An 18492-nucleotide genomic window follows, 5' to 3' on the forward strand; every position below is an offset into this window, starting at 1 on the left:
GTTTTTTGTCCATTGAATGAGCCGGATGAGTGACACATTGCTTCGCAAAGTTCACATCACGTGCATGGTTGAGCCAATCGTATCTGGATACACAACGCGCCAGCGAAACAACTTGATTTGACGAACGTTAGCCGCGATCCTAACGCACATCGTTTTCGTTACTGAAAACATCACTTTAGAAATGTAAGGTTACCTCCTTTGGCAGTTGATGGCATCATTGGACATACTGGCTTTGTCGGGAGCAATCTTGCGCGCCAACATAATTTTGCGGCAAAGTTCAATTCGCGCAATATAGACGAGAGCGCAGGCACTGACTTTGACACACTCGTATGCGCTGCTGCACCAGGTTCTATGTTTGAAGCGAATACTTTGCCCGACCGCGACAAAGCGCAAATTGATGCGTTGTGCCAAAGGATAGCGGCGATAAAGGCCAAGCGTTTCGTCCTGATTTCGACTATTGCGGTTCTTGCCGACTTTGCCGGGCAAGATGATGAGGCGACAACGGCATTCCAAGAAGTTACCGCCTACGGAAGGCACCGTCGAGCGCTTGAAGCATTTTGTTCTGCACACTTCGATGACTGTTTGATCCTGCGTCTGCCAGCGTTGTTTGGTGCAGGGCTAAAGAAGAATTTCTTGTTCGATCTGCTGAACCCCGTCCCCAGCATGCTGACTGCAGCAAAAATGGATGCCGCGCTTGTTTGTGTTGCTCACAAAGAAGCGGATGTTTTGCGGCAGGTGTACCACCTGAACAATGAAAACGGGATGTTTGTGCTCGACCGTGCGGCACTGCGGTCATCTGGTGTACAGGCGCAGATTGAGACTGCGTGGGGCGCGAATGAGCTGACCGCTGTGCAGTTCACGCATCCTGAGACGACGTTTCAATTCTATGGCGTTGACAGGCTTTGGCGGGATATTGAAACGGCGTGGGCGCATGATATCGGGGTCTTGCATCTAGCGACCGAGCCGCTGCCAGCTTCTGAAGTCCACCAGATCGTAACCGGTCATCCGATGCCTTCGACCGGGGCACGTTTGCACAACGAAGATATGCGCAGTTTGCACACTGCAAAGTGGGGTCGGGTGGGCCCCTATCTCGAGGATGCCAGTCAGATCTCGTCCCGCGTAGCGGCGTTTCTACAGCAACAGCGGTCCCTTGCATGAAATTCGCAGCCTCAAATATTGCTTGGCCTGTGGTTGATCGGTTAGCGGTCTACGCTGCGTTGATGGATCATGGGTTTGATGGCCTTGAAATCGCGCCGGGTCTTTTCTTTTTTGATGCCTTAGATTCATTTGCTCCCGATCAGGAAACGTTCGATCGCGCTATGGACGAGATTGCCGATGCAGGCCTTTCGCTAGTGTCGATGCAGGCCTTGTTGTTCGGTGTCGATGGGGCAGCTTTGTTTGATGGGGACGCACCATTGCAGCGCTTGGAGGAGGGCATGGAACGTGCGATCCAACTTGCCGGGCGGATGGGCATCCCCAATCTTGTCTTCGGCGCGCCAAAGCAGCGGATCGTTCCTGAGGGTATGTCCACAGAGGATGCAACAGAATGCGCTGCTGACGTTTTCCGCCGCTTAGGTGATATTGCACTGACCCACGGCACAAAGATCGCGATTGAGGCGAACCCGGCAACCTATGGAACCAACTTTCTGACCCATGGGGATCAGGCCCTTGGGTTTGTACGCAAAACAGATCACCCGGCGATCAGTTTCATCCTCGATGTTGGTGCAATGCAGATCAACGATGAATTTGCACAGATACCTGCGCTTTCTGCGGAAGCGGGCGCGCTTTTATCTCATGTCCATTTTAGTGAACCTGATCTGGGACCAGCGCCTGCCAGTTTAGTTGAGGCCTCCACGGTGCTGACTGCGCTCGTACGCTCAAAATATGACAGCGCTGTCTCAATCGAGATGCGCGCGACATCTGATCCTGTCGTAGACATTGTCGCGGCGATAAAGCGGTTGGCGCAGTCACGCGATGCCGCATTGCAAAATGAGTATCCAGGATGACAAAAAAAACCACCAACCAACGCGATGACATCTTGGTTTCTGTCGGGCTCACCGAAGCATTACCCACTCAAAAAGGTTTTGACGCATTGCAGGGCATTGCAGCCGAACTCGATCAGCGGTTTCGCTATTGGGAAATAATCGTATTGGCTGATCCGAAAGAACATGATGCGCTGTCTGCGTTGTTCGGAATTGTTCCAAATCTGCGCCTTTTGAAAGTACGTACGGGTACATCGCATTACCGCCGACGGATCGTTTTAGCGGTACAAGCGATTGGCGATGTTCTGGCTATCACGACCAGTGCTGAGGCAGATCACGTTGATCTTATTACTATGATCGAAACCTCTGTGGATGAAACAGGTATCGTGGTCAGTCGCCGTGAGAAAGGAAATCTTCTTGATCCTGTGATTGGTGCACTTGGCAAGGCCAGCGGCTTTCATGTCTCATCGCGTGATCTGCAGACGGTTGTTTATCCACGCGCGCTGCTGGACACGTTGGCATCGCGACCCGACAAGGGTCTTGCGCTACGGTTTGCCCCCCGAGACGCCTTTGTCAATGTGATAGAAAGCACCGTGAAAACCCAAACAGGACTGCAGAAGCGCAGTCTTCATGACACAAGACGCAGACTGTCGATCATCCAAAAGTTGATCGTCAATCTGGCACCGCGTGTTTTGAGCTATCTGTCGGTACTTTCAGCGATTGTTGCTTTTGTAGCCATTCTATTTGTCTTCTATGTGTTTGGCGTCTGGATGTTTATGGAGACGATCCAGCCCGGGTGGATCACGACTTCACTTATCCTGAGTGGTACCGCGGCCTTTCTTGGAATGGCTGTCTTCTGTCTTTCGAGTGGCCTTCAGATGATTATCGAGCTTCTGTTGCCTGACCACGGGCGTGACGTCATAGGCGAAAGTAGTTCAGTTGATTTGTTCAGTGATGTGATGACTGAATTGAATGTTGACTTAGATATGGTGGAACCAGAGGTGGCGCCCCCTGTCGCTGATAAAGTACATGAGGCGAAATGACGTCTCGTTCATCATCTCAAGACAATGAAGTGGATTTCCTGATCATCGGGGGTGGGTTTTATGGCTGTTGTCTCGCCCTCTATTTGCGGTCGCTGACCGGTCGTATCGCAGTCATCGAAGCAGGTGATCAGATTATGACGCGGGCCAGTCGAGTCAATCAGGCACGTGTGCATACCGGGTTTCACTATCCACGCAGTATGCTGACGGCTGCGAAATCAATGGTCCTACACAGGAGGTTTGCTGAGGAATTCCCCGATGCGTTGATTTCTGACTTTCGTATGCTTTATGGAATTGCGCGGTACGGGTCGCGCGTGCCTGTTGCTCGGTTTTGGCGCAATTTCCATGATATGGGCGCACCGATCGCCAAAGCCTCAGTCTGTCAGCAAGCATTGTTTAACAGCGAGTTGGTCGAAGCCGCTTTCGACTGTACCGAATTTGCCTTTGACTACTCCGTTCTACGGCAGGGTTTGATGGCGCAGATCGACCGACACAAAATGGATTTACGGTTAAACACCGAAGTTGTGAACCTGACAGAAGAAAAGACAGGCGTGCGCGTTACTCTAACTGATGGGCGTGAAATTACCGCAAGCACCGTGTTCAACGTCACCTATAGCCATGTGAACAGACTGCTGCGTAAAGCGTCTCTTCCCCCGGCGGATATCAAGCATGAACTGACGGAAGTCGTACTGGCTGACATCCCGACAGAGCTGGATGGCCGAGCAATTACTTTAATGGATGGGCCTTTCTTTTCGGTAATGCCGTATCCTGCAGAACAGCTCTATTCATTGACGCATGTGCGCTATACGCCCCATCTCAACTGGGCAGACACCGCCGGGACAAAATCACCCTATCAGATCGCACAGTCCTATAAAGGCGAAAGTCGGGCGCATCAAATGAAGGTTGATGCCCAAAGATATGTGCCATGTCTCGCGAACTTAGGGATTCGCAAATCCATCTTTGATGTAAAAACTGTTCTGCAGAAGAACGAGCAGGATGATGGGCGACCGATTTTGTTTCAGCGCAAGCCAGATAGCAGCCGGATCATATCGATCCTTGGCGGTAAGATTGATAATATCTATGACTTGTTCGACCTGATTAAAACCGCAGAGCCAGAGTGGACGGATGCAAACTTGTCCTATCTTTTGCCCGGTACCGCATGATGAAGGTGATCAGATGAAACGGGACAAGGCCGCACAGACGACATACGAATCTTTGCGTTTTGGGATTGTTTCAATCATCGGCCTTTGTGTCGATATTGCGCTGACTTGGTTGGTGTTTGCGTCATTTGGTGTCAGCCTATTGGTGTCGGCTGCCATTGGTTTCGCCGCAGGCGCATGCCTCAACTATGCGCTGCATGAGTTTTGGACATTCAAACGCACTGAAAGCCGTGTCTCAATCCAAAGGTTGACGCGTTATGCTATAGCGTTGGTGGCAACTCTCACGGCACGGCTATGTGCTGTGTTTGTGTTTTCGCGGGTTATGGACGAAGTGCAATATGCGTTGCTGATTCTGATTCTGGCGACAGGAATATCTTTCGTTATGACGTATTTGATCAGCAAGCTGTTTGTGTTCAAGTCTGAGGGATCATCTGAGACTACCCATAAAGGGAATACGTTGTGACACGATCAATTGATGTTTCATCTTGGGATGTACCGGCCTCTGACAAAGCCGTATTTGCCATGAAACGTCATAACTACGTGTTGGTTATTCCCGTCATCAATGAGGGCGAAAGGATTCGCGCGCAACTCGAACGTATTCATCTTAAAAGTTTGCCTATTGATGTTGTGGTGGCTGATGGTGGTTCTACTGATGGATCTCTTGATCCTTCCTTCCTGCAATCAGTTAGTGTACGCGCCCTGCTGACAAAAACGGGTCCCGGCAAACTGTCAGCGCAACTGCGTGTGGCTTATGCTTGGTCTCTTCTGGAGGGGTATCGTGGTATCGTAACTGTTGATGGCAACGGCAAAGACGGTATGGATGCGGTCGCGCTCTTTGTTGAAAAGCTGGAAAGCGGTTACGACTATATTCAGGGGTCCCGTTATATGAAGGGTGGCATGGCCGAAAACACCCCGTTTGAGCGGACCATAGGCAATCGGTTGATCCATGCGCCATTGCTGAGTTTGGCGGGCCGTCGTTGGTTTACTGACACAACTAACGGGTTCCGAGGTTATTCATCGCGTTACCTACTTGATGAAAAGGTCCGGCCATTTCGCGCGATTTTCCAAAAGTATGAGCTATTGTTTTATCTCACTGTGCGTGCAGGGCAACTTGGCTATAGAGTGTGCCAAGTGCCTGTGCGCCGGACATACCCAGTAGGCCAGGCTGTTCCGACCAAGATCACCGGATCAGGTGCTAAATTTGATGTTCTAAAACAGACATTTCACGCCGCGCTCGGTCGATTTTCTGGTTAACGCATTTCCGTAACCGTCTGGTCTCCCCGTTCTGACGGGTCTTGATGGGGTCTGATAATGTCCATTGTTGATAATGGACATCTTGAGGACGGATATGGCGGGCAAGAAGGGTCAGAAGAAGCGATTCTGGTCGGATGATGAGAAGCGTTCGATTTGCGCGCAGACGACGGTGCCGGGCGTATCGGTTGCACAGGTTGCGCGCCGTTATGCAATGAATGCCAATCTCATCCATAACTGGTTGAATGATTCAAGGTTTGCGCCGGAGCCTGACACCAATGCGGTGGTGGATACCGGTACAGGCTTTCTGCCGGTTGAAATTGAGGGCGCAGTCGCTGTTCCCTTTGTCGATGAAACGCCCCAGTTGACCGCCGCGGTTTCAGCTGACCGTGTGGACATCACGTTGTCGGACGGTCGGCGGATTTTGGTGAAAGGTCCCACGGTATTGTCTGGGGTTCTGGCTCTCGTCGAAGGGCTGATGGCGTGATCCCGGTTCCGTCGCACACGCGGGTCTGGCTGGCGGCGGGCGTCACGGACATGTGCAAGCAGTTCAATGGTTTGTCGGCCTTGGCCGAGGTTATTCTGAAGCAGGATCCGTATTCGGGGCATCTGTTTGTGTTTCGTGGTCGCCGGGGCGATCTCATCAAGATCGTGTGGTGGGATGGTCAGGGGGCTTGCATGTTTTCCAAGCGTCTGGAGAGGGGCAGATACGTTTGGCCCGCAGCTTCAGATGGCAAGGTCACGGTCAGCCCGGCGCAACTGTCGATGCTGCTGGAGGGGATTGACTGGTGTGCGCCACAACGGACTTGGCGGCCTCTGACGGTCGGCAATTTATCAGCAAATCCAGCGCCATAGGATTCACATTGGTGTGCCGATCCGCTATCAATCGGTCATGTATGACGCACCTAAATTCCTGCCATCTGACCCAACAGAACTGCGTGTTGCGGCAGAAGGTTTGGTAGAGCTGGTCAAGGCCCAAGCGTTGCAGATCGAGAAGTTGAAGCACCAGCTCGCCGGCCACCAAAAGCATCGTTTTGGATCAAAGTCGGAATCGTCTGACCAACTCAACTTGCAGCTTCGGCTGGAAGAGGAAGAAACAGCCGCCGCCCGGATCACCCCACCTGAAGGGGCGGCTGATCACGAACCAAAGCAAAAACCACAGCGCAAGCCGCTGCCGCCAACCCTGCCGCGTAATGAGCAGATACTGAGGCCCGGTGAGGCGTGCAAATGCGCTGGCACATTGCGCGCAATTGGTGAAGATGTGACCGAGGAACTGGAATATGTTCCCGGCCGGTTTGTTGTGAACCGGATCGTCCGCCCTCGGATGGCTTGCAAATGCTGCGACAAGATCGTGCAGGCAGCTTTGCCGTCGCGCCCGATTGAGCGCGGCCGACCTGGTGCCGGTCTGTTGGCCCATGTGCTTGTGAACAAATACGCGGACCATTGGCCTTCATATCGCCATCAGAATCTCCTCTTTCAAATTCGAGAAAATTCTACTTCCGCACACCCCTAAATTTCGGGGAGATTGCCAATACGGTTCCACCACAGGAATGATCGGCAGGCTAGGAGCGGCTCCAGTGGTAAAGCACTTCAGCAACGTCGAACTCACGCTGGAACAACGCTACTTTGTACTTTAAAGCGGCCCATCAACAGTAAGTGGACACTACCTTGCGCACTGTGAACAATGGTTGGAAGTTGATTCGGGAAATTGTTTTTCTTGATTAATGGAAAGTTGACTGTCGGACTAAAGTAGAAAAAACATGAACTTTACTACAATAAATACAAACGCATAGCCAAATCGGAATATATTATGTTGCCAATTTCTTGAGACCGGCGCAACGTAAGTGTGTTTTTGTGAGGTTTTGTTATGCGTGTTTTCCAAAGATCATTAACCCAATTGTCAATTCTGGTTCTCTTGACCGCTTGCGGCGCGAATCCTTTCGTGCCACCGAAAGCGAATCCAATCATAATTGACCGTACGCCGGACGAAGGCGACTATACTCAAACCGTTGCAACTACCGCGGAAAGAAGACTTGTTTTGGTAAGGCAAGTTGGGACTGATGAGCAACTGAGACTTCGAAATGCCAATATTCACATAAACGAGGGGTTTTGTGCCGAACCTTCTCCTGATGCGATTGAAGCCATTGCGGCTACGTTTGAATTATCTGCAAGCAATACTGCGGCAGCTAATTCTCAGGAAGCTCAATTTGGGCAAGCTCTTGCATCGAGCGCGGCGCTTGGAACAAAAAGAACACAAGGGCTACAGTTCTACCGGGACACTATTTTCGGACTGTGCCAAGCGCGTATGAATGGTTTCATGAGCAATGCTGAATTGAAAACTCAACTTAGATTTGCACGAGAGGCGGCAGTGCGGTTGATGCTAGCAGAGATTAATTCGACCGGTTTCAGTACACCTCCGACAGTTAATGTCACGGTTGCTGCGCCTGAGATTTCAAGTCAGACTAGCAGTGCTCCTGCGCAATAAGGGTAGATTCTCGTCCATCTCGAAAGAAGTTGGTCAATGAAATAGCCGACATCGCCAACCGCAAAAACGCCGCCCCAATCCGGGACGGCGTTTTTTTCTTAGAACAACGACAACTGCCGCCGTTCTACCATGTGCATTTGCCAGGCCTTGCTCTGCGCCGCCTCATCCAGCGCCGTGACCACAAACGCCCGGATGTCAGTCTCACCATCAAGCTCCGCATCCGCCACAAAGATCGATCGATAGCCCGTCTGCGTCACCGGTAACGGCTCATCACATCTTAGCTGGATGTGCCAGTTACCGGAGTTCAACCACTGCCACTGATACTCCACCAGGATGCTAAACTCGGACCAATGCAGTGTGAATGCCTCATAGGCGTCATCTCTGCCCGCCATCAGTATTCACAGGCCAGCATAATGGTGAGGACGCGGTGGGTGAGTGCGTCATTGGCGGGGTTCTCCGATCCCTGCTTGAGCGTCAGATCATAGTAATCAAGCTTCCAGAAGACCTTCTGGCCTTCTATATCGACCGCCCCAAAGTCATGTTCACCCCAGGGATCATTGTCCTCGGAGAAGTCCTCGAATGCACGCACGGCTTTGATGGCAGCAAGCACAAAGTCAGTGCCCTCTGCCTGCATGCCGCTGGTGACAACGATACTACCGTTGCCCAGACCTTGCGTCCTGAACCGGTCATTGAGAGCCCGCACCCGGCGGTTCTGGATGGCATCAGCCGGGATCCAGTCGAGCTTGGTTGCGCCCTCACAGCTATGACAGTGCTCATCATCAAAGACGTTCTCGAGCTCCCACAACCCGCTCTCGCGGTTGAAGCAGGCCCAGGCGTCGCGTGCGACATGTTCGGATCCACAGCTCCGACAGACTGGCACGGAGTTGATCGTTTCTGGTGTGGCTTGTTTGGTTTCCATGGGTATCACCTTTCAATCGGGCGGGGCTGAGCGGGATTGCTCAGACGCGCCCGATTGCGCGGCGATGGATGGAGAAAGAACTGTACTGAGATCATGATGCCGTAGGGTCAGATCGATACAAAGCACTCACCCTATCACCCCGGGTGATAAACCGGCTGCTATCGTGTGATAAAGGTATGGCTGACAATCAGCCCATGATCACCAAACACCAATCCGTTCTGGGCCTTGCCTATCAGCGATACAAAGCGCCAGAGCCCTTTGTCATTGCCGGGGCAGACCGACATCAGCATTTATTCATCTGCGGCATGACGGGGACAGGTAAGTCCACGTTGCTGCTGAACCTGATGCATCAGGACGCGATGCAGGGCACCGGGTTCTGCCTGATTGATCCACATGGTGACCTGGCAGAGGCCCTGCACAACGACATGCTTGCCCCGCATCTCTATTGGGACATCAGTGATCCGGATTGTACCCTTGGATATAACCCCCTGGCCAAGGTCTCAGCCTTGCACCGGCCACTCGTGGCGTCAGGGCTGATTGAGACCCTCAAAAAACAATGGCCGGATGCCTGGGGTGCGCGCATGGAACACATCCTGCGCTTTGCCCTATTAGCCCTGCTGGAGACAGAAGATGCTGATCTGCGGGATGTCCTGCGCCTGCTCACATACAAAGGATACCGCCGACAGGTCATCGATCAGATTACAGACGCGCAAACACTGTTCTTCTGGAAGACGGAGTTCCCGGCACTGAACTACCAGGGCGGCGCTGATGGCATCACCCCTATTGCCAATAAGTTGGGTGGGTTCCTGGCACAGCCTGCTGTGCGGACAGCATTGTGTGAACCCAAGGACCCGCTGCGGTTCCGCAGCCTCATGGACACCGGACAGATCCTCATTGTGAACCTGGCAAAGGGGCGCTTGGGAACCGACATCACCAATATCTTGGGTGGGTTGATCACCTCATCCATCATGCATGCCGCCACAACCCGGCATGGGCTGCCAGAGGCCGCCAGGCGCTCATTCTTTCTCTATGTGGATGAGTTTCCAAACCTGACCACCAAGAGCTTTGCAGGCATGCTCTCAGAGGCCCGCAAGTACCGTTTGGGCTTAATTTTGGCGTCGCAACATCTCTCGCAGATGGACAATGATGTCACTGATTCCGTATTTGGGAATGTTGGCAATATGGTGGCGTTCCGGGTTGGTGCCAAAGACGCGCCGTTCCTGGCCCGGAACCTGACACCATTCGACGCCTTCGATCTGCAGAACCAGCCGAACCATCGGGCGGCAGTCCAGGTCATGCGGCATGGCGAACGCCTCACGCCGTTCTCTGCCTCCATGTATCCACCGTATCACCCTGGGGGATAAGCTGGGTGCTAGTGTGGTTTGGGAGCGCAGGTATCCTTTGAGGATGAAGTCATTTGATCCGTTTGAACCAAGAATGTCTGAGGAGGCCTTTCATGAGTACCTGCGTGTTTGTCAGGAACTCTATCTTGAGATGCTGCAAGCGGGCACCTGGCTCTGGCCCGAAGATTCGTCAAATCCTGATGATTTGCTAGAGTCTGAAGACAGCTAATCAAATCATATGAAACACTACTACGGATACACCCGGGTCTCGACCGTCAAGCAGGGCGATGGGGTGTCACTGGAGGCGCAACAAGACGCCATCAAGGCCTATGCTGACAAACAGAACTTGCTGATCAGTGGCTGGTTCGAAGAGAAGGAGACGGCGGCAAAAAGCGGTCGTCCGGTGTTCAACAAACTGATCTCGTCCCTCCGACAAGGCGAAGCTGATGGTGTTGTCATCCACAAGATCGACCGGTCTGCCCGCAACTTCTCTGACTGGGCGCTGATTGGGGAACTCATTGATAGCGGGATCGATGTAAGGTTCGCGCATGAAAGCCTGGATATGCAATCGCGCGGCGGGCGTCTGACGGCGGATATACAGGCTGTCATAGCCGCTGACTATGTGCGCAATCTCCGTGAAGAATGCATCAAGGGGATCGAAGGGCGTCTGAAGCAGGGTTTGTACCCATTTAACGCACCTATTGGCTATATGGATCAAGGCGCTGGAAAGCCGAAAATTCCGGATCCAGTGCGTGCGCCTTACGTCCGGCAAGCCTTCGAGCTTTACGCATCTGGTGAGTTTAGCATTCTGGGGTTGCTGGAGGAGTTGCGTGCACGTGGCATGCGAACCCGGCGCGGCGGCCAGATCTCCAAAGGGTGTCTTGAAAACCTATTGTTCAACCCTTTCTATCACGGCGTGATCCACATCAAACGCGGTAACCGCACCTACAAAGGTATACATGAGCCTCTGATCGAGAAGGCCTTGTTCGACAGGGTCCAGATCATGAAATCCGACCGCTGCAACAAGAAGCACAATAAGCATGAGGTGATGTTCCGCCGTCTCGTGGATTGTGGATATTGCGGCTGCCGCCTCTACGGCGAAGTACAGAAAGGGCATATCTACATGCGTTGCCATACGTCAGGATGCCCAACGACCACGGTCCGGCAGGATGTCTTAGACGCGGAAATTGAGCTTAGTTTGGCGGGGATGCAGATCCCGGACACCGACCTGCGGCGGCTCCGCAAGCAGCTTGAGAATATGTTTGCGCGACGCACACACGCACAGGATCAGCGGGCAGTTGCACTGCAAATCCAGAACATCGACAAACGTCAGGATCGACTGACCGAAGCGCTCATTGACGGCTTGATTGACCAAAACACTTTCCAAGAACGCAAGGTGCGGCTGACAGGTGAGCGAGAAAAGCTTGAGCTGACCATCACCGAAATGGGCGACATCACGCGAGAACGGGCGATAGCGGAGAAATTTCTCGAACTGACAAAAAGCCTTTATCTGATTTACCAAATGAGTGATCCGGGCAAGAAACGCCGACTAGCAGAAATCGTGTTCTCGAACCTTACCTTAACTGGAAAAAACCTAGTGCTCACACCGCGAAATTGGTGTGTGAAGGTCGATCAAACCCTCAATTTGATTTGTGGTGCTCCAGACCGTGACACACTTCGAACTCGAGAGGAGATTGAAGAAGTATTTCAAGTCGTTGATTTGTAAAGCACACTCCATCATATGGCTACTAGCCGGTAAGGTAAGCTAATGGCAGTAGTTTCACTCTAGAAATCCAGGTAGAAGTGCTGTTGGTGACCGTGCCATCGCCCTGAGTATATCTTGCATAGTTGAGCAGATATGGTAGCGTTGAAGTTGGAGGCGCCAGATGTAGTGTCACAGGAGCTTGACTGCCATAGGGACTTATTTTCTTGATAAGTAGTCCGTGGAGGTATAGTTTAGTCCGGTGATGTTCCTTTGGGACGTTTCAGTATCGCCGATGAGTCAGGTTCTAACTTTCAAGTTGTTCCGAACTAGTCCTTGACGGGCGACGTTGACTCAAAGGCTAGACCCCGGTTGTGTTGGACCACGCCGGGGTCTTCCTATTTTATACTAGATGTTTTTGAATGCCCGAACCATCGGGCCCGGGCATTCGCGTAGCAAACCTAGATAGCGGTTAGCTACACAGTGATGTGCGAAGCGCCCACCAAAGCCCAGCCATAGTGCAGAATGATATCAGCACAGATGACCACGATAAGGTGGAACGCGAATTGAACAATGAAGCTCATATCGCTCTCCCTATGTTGGTTCCAGTATAGCCTGCCCGCACCGCCTAGGGCGGTTGGACGCGGACAAACGTGATGAAGGATATCCAGATTAAGTTCGAAACGGCAAGTCAAAACATGGAGTCATTTCGACGCTGGCTGCCACTAGCTTAGCATGCCGACTTGATTTCGACATGTGGCAAAAATCTGCGGAATATCACCGAAAGCAATATTCTGCCTCCTAGCATTATCTGGAAATTGTGTTCTGTGCAGCAGACCGTGACAGTTCTCGAACTACGAATGAAGTAGCCCAAGCAATTGAGATACTTCATTCTTGGTCTGTTAACATACGAACCTAGATCAGTCTTTAGGCTAATCATTGGTATCGATGGCGATTACAACGTTGTGTCCCGCCCCAAACGGGTCGACACCCACAGCTGGCGCGAGACTCATTACTGACGTCTGACAGTACAGATTTGGTTGGAACCATCAAACGCCTGGCTCGCTCCTTCTCGAAGTCAATGACGTATTGTGGCTCTAATTTAGTCTGAACATCAATTTCCAATGTGAGGCGAGTGAAATCGCCTTCAAGTACAATTAGTAACTTCATCATCATTTGTTTGATGACTGCTTTCTCGGCTTCAAGCGCTGCAGCATCATCTTTTTGTTTGTCAAGTTGTCGATGTGCAAGTTTTTGGTATACTGAAACGACCAAAGAGACTCTTAAGTGATATTTTGAGATTTGGTTTAAGCGGGGTCGGTTTGACGGTTGGCCCCGCTTTTTATTTTTGTTTCCCGGCGGTTCAAAATCTACTTCAACTTCCAAGCTCAACATAACTGTCCTTCCCCAAGTGTAATTAGCTGTACGCCACAAATACAGCTGTCAAGAAGGAAAGTCAATCAAATGTCAAATACGTGTCAATTTGGTAATTTGACTAAGTTAAGCTCACACAAAAGGTCGAAGATCGATATTTCACCATTGCCTTTTTCAATCGGCAATAGCGTCTCAGAACCATCGGCGGCCACAACTGCATCCTTGTCCAGATTGAGTCGAAGGCCCAATGCCTCACAAACTTCGCAAGCCGCCCTGTACGATAACAAGCTTGCCTCGCTCTCGCACGAAATCTTATTGATAAAATCTTTGAGCCCCGCTTTCTCCTTTGCAGATACGAAAGCGAGTAAGCGCGAGTATACAGCGTCACTTAGTGCTTGCTCAGCGTCTATTTTTCTCGGAAAAATCGTGTTTGGCTCGAACACTGAAGGTATGACCGCTCTGAAACGATTTTGTCGCTTTGAATACTCAATAGAAGCCTTCAATCCAGGCCAAACAGTGCGATGTAGCACATCTGCAAAGTTAACTTCTCGGCGTTTTTCCACAGTGTCTTCGAAATTTGCGTCTTGCTGATCGAATTCCTGGTTGGGCACATGGGATAACCCCATAAGCTCTACACTGAGTATTCTTTGCCCAGCTAAAATCTCAAAACGCTTGGTTCCGAAGTTCAAAACCACAAACTGCAGCTGATCGTTAAAGGCGGGATCTATTTGAAAGCCGTGGATTACCTGCAGACCTTGTCTGACGTACTCAGTGGTACCCCCAACGCGGCCAACCATTTGATTCTTCAGATTTATGCGTTCCTGTGTTAGAAGAGTGATAGCTTCACCCTTTTCAAGCCAGTAACCTCGGCCTCGTGTCAACTCGAGCTGCTCTCCATCCCCCAACAATGCGCGACTACTGATAGTTAAGTCCAAAGAAGCCTGTTTCAGGTTTTCTTTCCTAAACGGATCAATGCTAATCAGATTAGACCTCACCGCATCTTCGATAGCGCAGTCAACGAGTACACCTGGCGCTATTGCAAGAGAGGCACCACCCTTTAGAGTGCCATTGGACCCCTGCCCTTCAGACGTAGAAAAATGGTCTGTAAGCCAATAATCCTTTGGCAGGCCCATTAGCCGAGATAAAGCATGGCCTACCTCGATAGAGATTTCCTGATGGTCATTAACAATATAATTAACTGTTTGCCTAGAAACGCCGATCTCATCTGCCAAGCGCTTCTGGTCAAAGCCCCGGCGTTTCATTTCTCTCCGAAGATGTTGGCCAGCGGTGAGAGGTTCGTTGGCCTGATTGTGGTCTAACATCGCCTATTATCCCGCCCCAAGTTCATGCCAGACTAGACGAGACTCGCCAATCAGTCTACTTGTATTTGACAAATGCTTGACACAAAGTTCAATGTCGCCCGAACTGGGTCTAGTGTCATAGCATTGTCAATCATGTTTCGATCAACTCGTGCAGTAGATTTGGCTCGTATTAATGCGCCAAAGAGTGTGCCGCACTCAGCTGTCCGCAAGAAACAAGCTGGAATTCCATCCCGCGCACCGAAAAAGAGCCTAGATTGAGCCTAAGATCGCAAGGCGAATAGCTCAAGTATCTGATTTAGTGGTGAGCCGTGATGGGTTCGAACCATCGACCTACTGATTAAAAGTCAGAGGCATAGTAGTTTTACTCAGTTGTCGCCTCCTGTTGCCGGGCGTCTCACGGTGTAGCGCCACCCTAAAATTATCCTAATATTTATTAGCTGTCCTAACTTGTCCCCCAGTCAATTTCTGTCTAAAGATGTATCAGATTGGATCATGTAATCTCGCTTAATTTGTCCCCCAGTTGTCCCCCAGCAAGGCATAACATGAAACGAAATCTCAACGACCGCTTCCTCAAAAGCCTTGTTGCACCTTCTGAAGAGGTTGGACGCATCGAATATTCGGACACCAAACGCCCGGGTTTGCGTTTTCGGCTTTCATACACGGGCCGTGCGTCATGGGTTTACGAGAAGCGTGTAAAGGGCGGTGCGAAACGCAAGCACACCTTCGGAGCGTGGCCAGAACCAATCAGTTTGGCGACAGCGCGGGCTATGGCGCTAGAGATTGAAGCCGAAGCTGTCAGGGGAATTGATCGAGTCGCCATTGCGAAGGCCGACAAACTTACCGCCGAGATAGCGAATGCGAAGCGGTTGCGTGTTTGCGACGTCATCGAAATCTATGACAAACTGCATCTGTCGAACCTGCGTCGAGGCGCAGAACGCAAACATCAATTGCGGCAATCGTTTTGCTGCCTACAGGAAAAACCAATTGGATCCCTGACGAAGTCAGATTTACAGAAACCGATTGATGAAAAGTTGGCGGCAGGACGGAGAGTCTTTGCAAACCGCATCCGGTCCGCACTGATGGCTTTCACGAGGTGGGCTTGGGAGCGGGGTCACTTAGACACCGACATTGGTGCAAGTTTGCCCAAAGCTGTCAAGGAAACTGAGCGCGAACGTGTGCCATCCATCGCCGAAATCCGGTTGATCTGGCAGGCCACGTTCGCGATGGGCGACATTTGGGGACCATTTCTGCGTTTGTTGATCCTAACCGCGCAACGGCGGGGGGAAGTTTTGGGGTTGGCTTGGTCAGAGATAGATTTTCCAGGCGCGCGGATCGTCAAGCCTGGATCACAGACCAAGAACGGCAAAGAACATATTACCCATCTTTCAGAGCCAGCGTTCAACGAACTTGTTTCGCTAAAATCGTTACTGGAAGTCGCCGGGCAGCCGGCCTCGGGCCTGATCTTCACAACCACCGGTAGGACACCGATTTCAGGCGTCAGCAAGGCCAAGGCTCGGTTAGACAAATTGCTTGTCGATGATGTTGAGCCCTGGCGATTACATGATATCCGCACATCGTTTTCCACGGCCATGGCTGAGGCAGGAGTACCGGAAAGTGTTGCTGACAGGGTGCTAAACCACTCAGCTGTTGGATCTGCGCCGAGCGCCGTTGCCCGTGTATACAATCGGGCTGAGTTGCTACCGCAGCGGGCATCTGCGTTGGATCGGTGGGCAAGTATGATTACACAAAAAGCATCAATCGTCGTAGCGCTTGGAGGGAGACAATGAACAACGACTGGGGTTTGCCTGATTGGCGCGACAGTTTTAGCTACGGTGATACAACAAGATGGAAATTGTTGAGGTGGCGTTGGGAGTTCTACAGGCGTCGAGACGATTTACGTCAGCTATTTCAAAGCAAAATCAAGACCCTGTGTCAAAATACAGATGGCACGCACACAGCAGTTTCTGATTTACGAGACAACTTGTTGCGTTCACCTTTTGACCCGGGGTTCCTAGTTGATTGTAGTGAAGCCGAGAAATTGGAGTTTGGCTATGCGGGTATCCCTAACCCTAGAATATCAGATCAAGAAATGGGGGCCATTTTTTCGTTGCATGACGCAGTGACCATCGAGTCGGAGAAATCCTTTGCCAATTCAAAGGGACTAGGCACCAATCGCCCGCTCAGCGGTGGCAAAATGCACATAACATTTGATATTGATAGACCAATAGATCCACAGTTGAAAGCGGCCAATCGTGCGTTGAAGAAACACCAAGTAGCACATCACGGTAAGAATTTTCAAAGACGTCGGCATCCCAAAAAGTGGCTTGGATACTTACAAACTCTTGATGCAAGGGAGGCAAAAGTAACCTGGTCAGAAATTGCTAAAATTCACGCACACACAAAGGGAGATGAACAGGCCGCTCGAGACATCTGGGAGCAAGCCAATATATTGCGATTTGACTTCTGAGATTATGCCGCATGTGTTTTAACGCCGTTTTTCTTTCCGCAATTACCTGAGTTTGCTTCAAACTCTAGCTTCACCCCATCAATGCATCAAGATGGAGTGAAGCACATGACGACAGATTTTGGGATAGAACCCCGCATCCTTAGCTTGCCTCACGCGGCAAGTTATTGCGGTGAAAGCCGCGCCACCCTTTATCGTGAATGGAAACTTGGCAACCTCAAGTTCATCAAAATGGGTGGTTCAACGCGCATCGAGCGAAGCGAACTTGATCGTTACATCGACGCAAAGATGGTAATCGCCGCCTAAAAGAAACCCCCACCGTTTGACGGGCGAGGGCGAATTTCTTTGCAGCGGTGCTTAGAACATAGTCCTTTTTTGCCCGTCCTGACAAGAACAGGACAACAAGAATGAAACACAATAAGAAAAACACCAGACACCGCTTACGCATGAACACCAAAGCCACGCCCACCTGCATTCTTCAGGAGCGTCGCATCCGTTGGATGCACGACCTTTCCCAGTCACATGCCGCGTTGATCGCGCGTCTGCACTACGGGGAGGCGCAGCAATGACGACCACAATAGATCCGGCCCAACTCACCCGAGACTTGGGCGGCAAATGGCACCGCAGCTATGGGGTGGCACCTTGCCCCGTTTGCCAGTCAGAGCGCCGCAAAGATCAGAATGCGTTGACCGTAAATGCCAAAGACGACCGATTGCTCCTGCACTGCAAAAAGAATGGATGTGACTTTTGTGACGTCTTGGTCGCTGCTGGCGTAATGCCTGGCACCGTCGAAGTCGACCACAAGGCAATGGAGGCTGCCCGCCAAGAACGCTTGGCACATGAGGCTAAGGCACTAGCCCGTGCCCGATCCATTTGGGATTTTGGTGACGCCATCGGCGGCTCTCATGGCGAAGGATACCTGAGAACGCGCGGGATCACTTGCGCACTGCCGGACACGCTTCGTTGGGTCGCTGACACCTATCATGCACCAAGCGGTCAATACTGTGGTGCAATGGTGGCAGATATCTCGTCTGGCGGTATTCATCGGACGTTTTTTTCCAAAATGGGCGAGCGCTTAGAGCAATCAGCAAAGATGATGCTTGGTCCGTGCAAGACCGGCGCTGTGCAGCTTTCCGACACCGCTGGCCCACTTGTCGTGTGCGAGGGCATCGAAACTGGCCTCAGCCTTTTGTCAGGGCTGCTTGATGGACCTCATAGGGTATGGGCGACGTTGTCCACGTCTGGAATGAAAGGTCTCAGCTTACCAGCCAATCTGGGTCAATTAATTGTCGCCACAGATGGCGACGAGGCGGGTGCCTCCGCAGGCAACGCACTTGCTACCCGCGCTCATGCATTGGGCTGGGACGTTTCAATGCTACCGGCTCCAGACAGACAGGACTGGAATGATGTGTTGCGGCGCGAGGTGGCAGCATGAAGGTCGTGACCGCTT

Annotated in this window: 22 protein-coding genes; 18 read left to right on the plus strand and 4 right to left on the minus strand. The window is 51.6% G+C overall.

Annotated features, from left to right (window positions below; genetic code table 11):
* Nucleotides 1–198: 198 nt before the first annotated feature.
* The 10 genes from DHN10_RS00110 (at nucleotide 199) to DHN10_RS00155 (ending at nucleotide 7918) form a co-directional block, all read left to right on the plus strand.
* Nucleotides 199–1158, plus strand: a complete 960-nt coding sequence (locus DHN10_RS00110) for an NAD-dependent epimerase/dehydratase family protein (protein ID WP_108813238.1) — start codon at nucleotides 199–201, stop codon at nucleotides 1156–1158.
* 29 nt (nucleotides 1159–1187) lie between these two features.
* On the plus strand, nucleotides 1188–2006 hold the full coding sequence (locus tag DHN10_RS00115; protein WP_234416931.1) for a sugar phosphate isomerase/epimerase family protein: 819 nt from the start codon (nucleotides 1188–1190) through the stop codon (nucleotides 2004–2006).
* A complete protein-coding gene (locus DHN10_RS00120) occupies nucleotides 2003–3025 on the plus strand; it encodes a hypothetical protein (RefSeq protein ID WP_108813240.1) in 1023 nt (340 codons plus the stop codon). The genes DHN10_RS00115 and DHN10_RS00120 overlap by 4 nt, the downstream gene beginning before the upstream one ends.
* Nucleotides 3022–4185 (plus strand): FAD-dependent oxidoreductase, encoded by a 1164-nt coding sequence (locus tag DHN10_RS00125; RefSeq protein WP_108813241.1) that lies wholly within the window; start codon nucleotides 3022–3024, stop codon nucleotides 4183–4185. Before DHN10_RS00120 ends, DHN10_RS00125 begins: the two co-directional genes overlap by 4 nt.
* A gap of 13 nt (nucleotides 4186–4198) precedes the next feature.
* On the plus strand, nucleotides 4199–4645 hold the full coding sequence (locus DHN10_RS00130) for a GtrA family protein (protein WP_159086869.1): 447 nt from the start codon (nucleotides 4199–4201) through the stop codon (nucleotides 4643–4645).
* Nucleotides 4642–5436 carry a glycosyltransferase family 2 protein gene (locus DHN10_RS00135; protein ID WP_108813243.1) on the plus strand — a complete coding sequence of 265 codons (795 nt, stop codon included), beginning with the start codon at nucleotides 4642–4644 and terminating at the stop codon, nucleotides 5434–5436. Before DHN10_RS00130 ends, DHN10_RS00135 begins: the two co-directional genes overlap by 4 nt.
* A gap of 94 nt (nucleotides 5437–5530) precedes the next feature.
* Nucleotides 5531–5920, plus strand: coding sequence for an IS66-like element accessory protein TnpA (gene tnpA, locus DHN10_RS00140; RefSeq protein WP_108813244.1), 390 nt, complete (start codon nucleotides 5531–5533; stop codon nucleotides 5918–5920).
* Nucleotides 5917–6288: an IS66 family insertion sequence element accessory protein TnpB gene (gene tnpB, locus DHN10_RS00145; protein WP_108813245.1), complete on the plus strand. Its 372-nt coding sequence runs from the start codon at nucleotides 5917–5919 to the stop codon at nucleotides 6286–6288. Before tnpA ends, tnpB begins: the two co-directional genes overlap by 4 nt.
* 37 nt (nucleotides 6289–6325) lie before the next feature.
* Nucleotides 6326–6946 carry an IS66 family transposase zinc-finger binding domain-containing protein gene (locus DHN10_RS00150; RefSeq protein WP_234416932.1) on the plus strand — a complete coding sequence of 207 codons (621 nt, stop codon included), beginning with the start codon at nucleotides 6326–6328 and terminating at the stop codon, nucleotides 6944–6946.
* 384 nt (nucleotides 6947–7330) lie between these two features.
* The gene (locus DHN10_RS00155; protein WP_234416933.1) at nucleotides 7331–7918 is read left to right on the plus strand and encodes a hypothetical protein; all 588 of its coding nucleotides are present in this window, start codon (nucleotides 7331–7333) and stop codon (nucleotides 7916–7918) included.
* A gap of 98 nt (nucleotides 7919–8016) precedes the next feature.
* On the opposite strand, the gene DHN10_RS00160 is transcribed toward DHN10_RS00155, so the two are convergent.
* Nucleotides 8017–8310, minus strand: a complete 294-nt coding sequence (locus DHN10_RS00160) for a hypothetical protein (protein ID WP_108813247.1) — start codon at nucleotides 8308–8310, stop codon at nucleotides 8017–8019.
* On the minus strand, nucleotides 8310–8837 hold the full coding sequence (locus tag DHN10_RS00165) for a DUF3768 domain-containing protein (protein ID WP_108813248.1): 528 nt from the start codon (nucleotides 8835–8837) through the stop codon (nucleotides 8310–8312). Before DHN10_RS00165 ends, DHN10_RS00160 begins: the two co-directional genes overlap by 1 nt.
* Nucleotides 8838–9013: 176 nt before the next feature.
* Between DHN10_RS00165 and DHN10_RS00170 the strand changes: the two genes are divergently transcribed.
* From DHN10_RS00170 to DHN10_RS00175, 3 genes are all read left to right on the plus strand, one after another.
* The gene (locus tag DHN10_RS00170) at nucleotides 9014–10201 is read left to right on the plus strand and encodes a type IV secretory system conjugative DNA transfer family protein (RefSeq protein ID WP_234416934.1); all 1188 of its coding nucleotides are present in this window, start codon (nucleotides 9014–9016) and stop codon (nucleotides 10199–10201) included.
* A 73-nt stretch (nucleotides 10202–10274) separates the two neighbouring features.
* Entirely contained in the window at nucleotides 10275–10409 is a 135-nt protein-coding gene (locus DHN10_RS20075; RefSeq protein WP_267895691.1) for a hypothetical protein, read from the plus strand.
* Nucleotides 10410–10418: 9 nt separating this feature from the next.
* Nucleotides 10419–11906: a recombinase family protein gene (locus DHN10_RS00175; protein WP_108813249.1), complete on the plus strand. Its 1488-nt coding sequence runs from the start codon at nucleotides 10419–10421 to the stop codon at nucleotides 11904–11906.
* Between the two features lie 912 nt (nucleotides 11907–12818).
* On the opposite strand, the gene DHN10_RS19625 is transcribed toward DHN10_RS00175, so the two are convergent.
* Nucleotides 12819–13274: a hypothetical protein gene (locus DHN10_RS19625; protein WP_159086870.1), complete on the minus strand. Its 456-nt coding sequence runs from the start codon at nucleotides 13272–13274 to the stop codon at nucleotides 12819–12821.
* Between the two features lie 86 nt (nucleotides 13275–13360).
* Nucleotides 13361–14578, minus strand: a complete 1218-nt coding sequence (locus DHN10_RS00180) for a dCTP deaminase domain-containing protein (protein ID WP_108813250.1) — start codon at nucleotides 14576–14578, stop codon at nucleotides 13361–13363.
* Nucleotides 14579–15120: 542 nt separating this feature from the next.
* Here DHN10_RS00180 and DHN10_RS00190 point away from each other — a divergent pair.
* The 5 genes from DHN10_RS00190 to DHN10_RS00205 all read left to right on the plus strand — a co-directional run bounded on the left by DHN10_RS00190 (nucleotide 15121) and on the right by DHN10_RS00205 (nucleotide 18477).
* A complete protein-coding gene (locus DHN10_RS00190; RefSeq protein WP_108813251.1) occupies nucleotides 15121–16365 on the plus strand; it encodes a tyrosine-type recombinase/integrase in 1245 nt (414 codons plus the stop codon).
* The gene (locus DHN10_RS00195) at nucleotides 16362–17045 is read left to right on the plus strand and encodes a hypothetical protein (RefSeq protein WP_108813252.1); all 684 of its coding nucleotides are present in this window, start codon (nucleotides 16362–16364) and stop codon (nucleotides 17043–17045) included. Before DHN10_RS00190 ends, DHN10_RS00195 begins: the two co-directional genes overlap by 4 nt.
* A 105-nt stretch (nucleotides 17046–17150) precedes the next feature.
* Nucleotides 17151–17348 (plus strand): helix-turn-helix transcriptional regulator, encoded by a 198-nt coding sequence (locus DHN10_RS00200; protein WP_159086871.1) that lies wholly within the window; start codon nucleotides 17151–17153, stop codon nucleotides 17346–17348.
* Nucleotides 17349–17449: 101 nt separating this feature from the next.
* The gene (locus tag DHN10_RS19630; RefSeq protein WP_159086872.1) at nucleotides 17450–17611 is read left to right on the plus strand and encodes a hypothetical protein; all 162 of its coding nucleotides are present in this window, start codon (nucleotides 17450–17452) and stop codon (nucleotides 17609–17611) included.
* Nucleotides 17608–18477 (plus strand): toprim domain-containing protein, encoded by an 870-nt coding sequence (locus tag DHN10_RS00205; protein ID WP_108813254.1) that lies wholly within the window; start codon nucleotides 17608–17610, stop codon nucleotides 18475–18477. The genes DHN10_RS19630 and DHN10_RS00205 overlap by 4 nt, the downstream gene beginning before the upstream one ends.
* Nucleotides 18478–18492: the final 15 nt, after the last annotated feature.

The organism is Loktanella sp. Alg231-35, from assembly GCF_900143545.1.
GTDB lineage: Bacteria > Pseudomonadota > Alphaproteobacteria > Rhodobacterales > Rhodobacteraceae > Yoonia.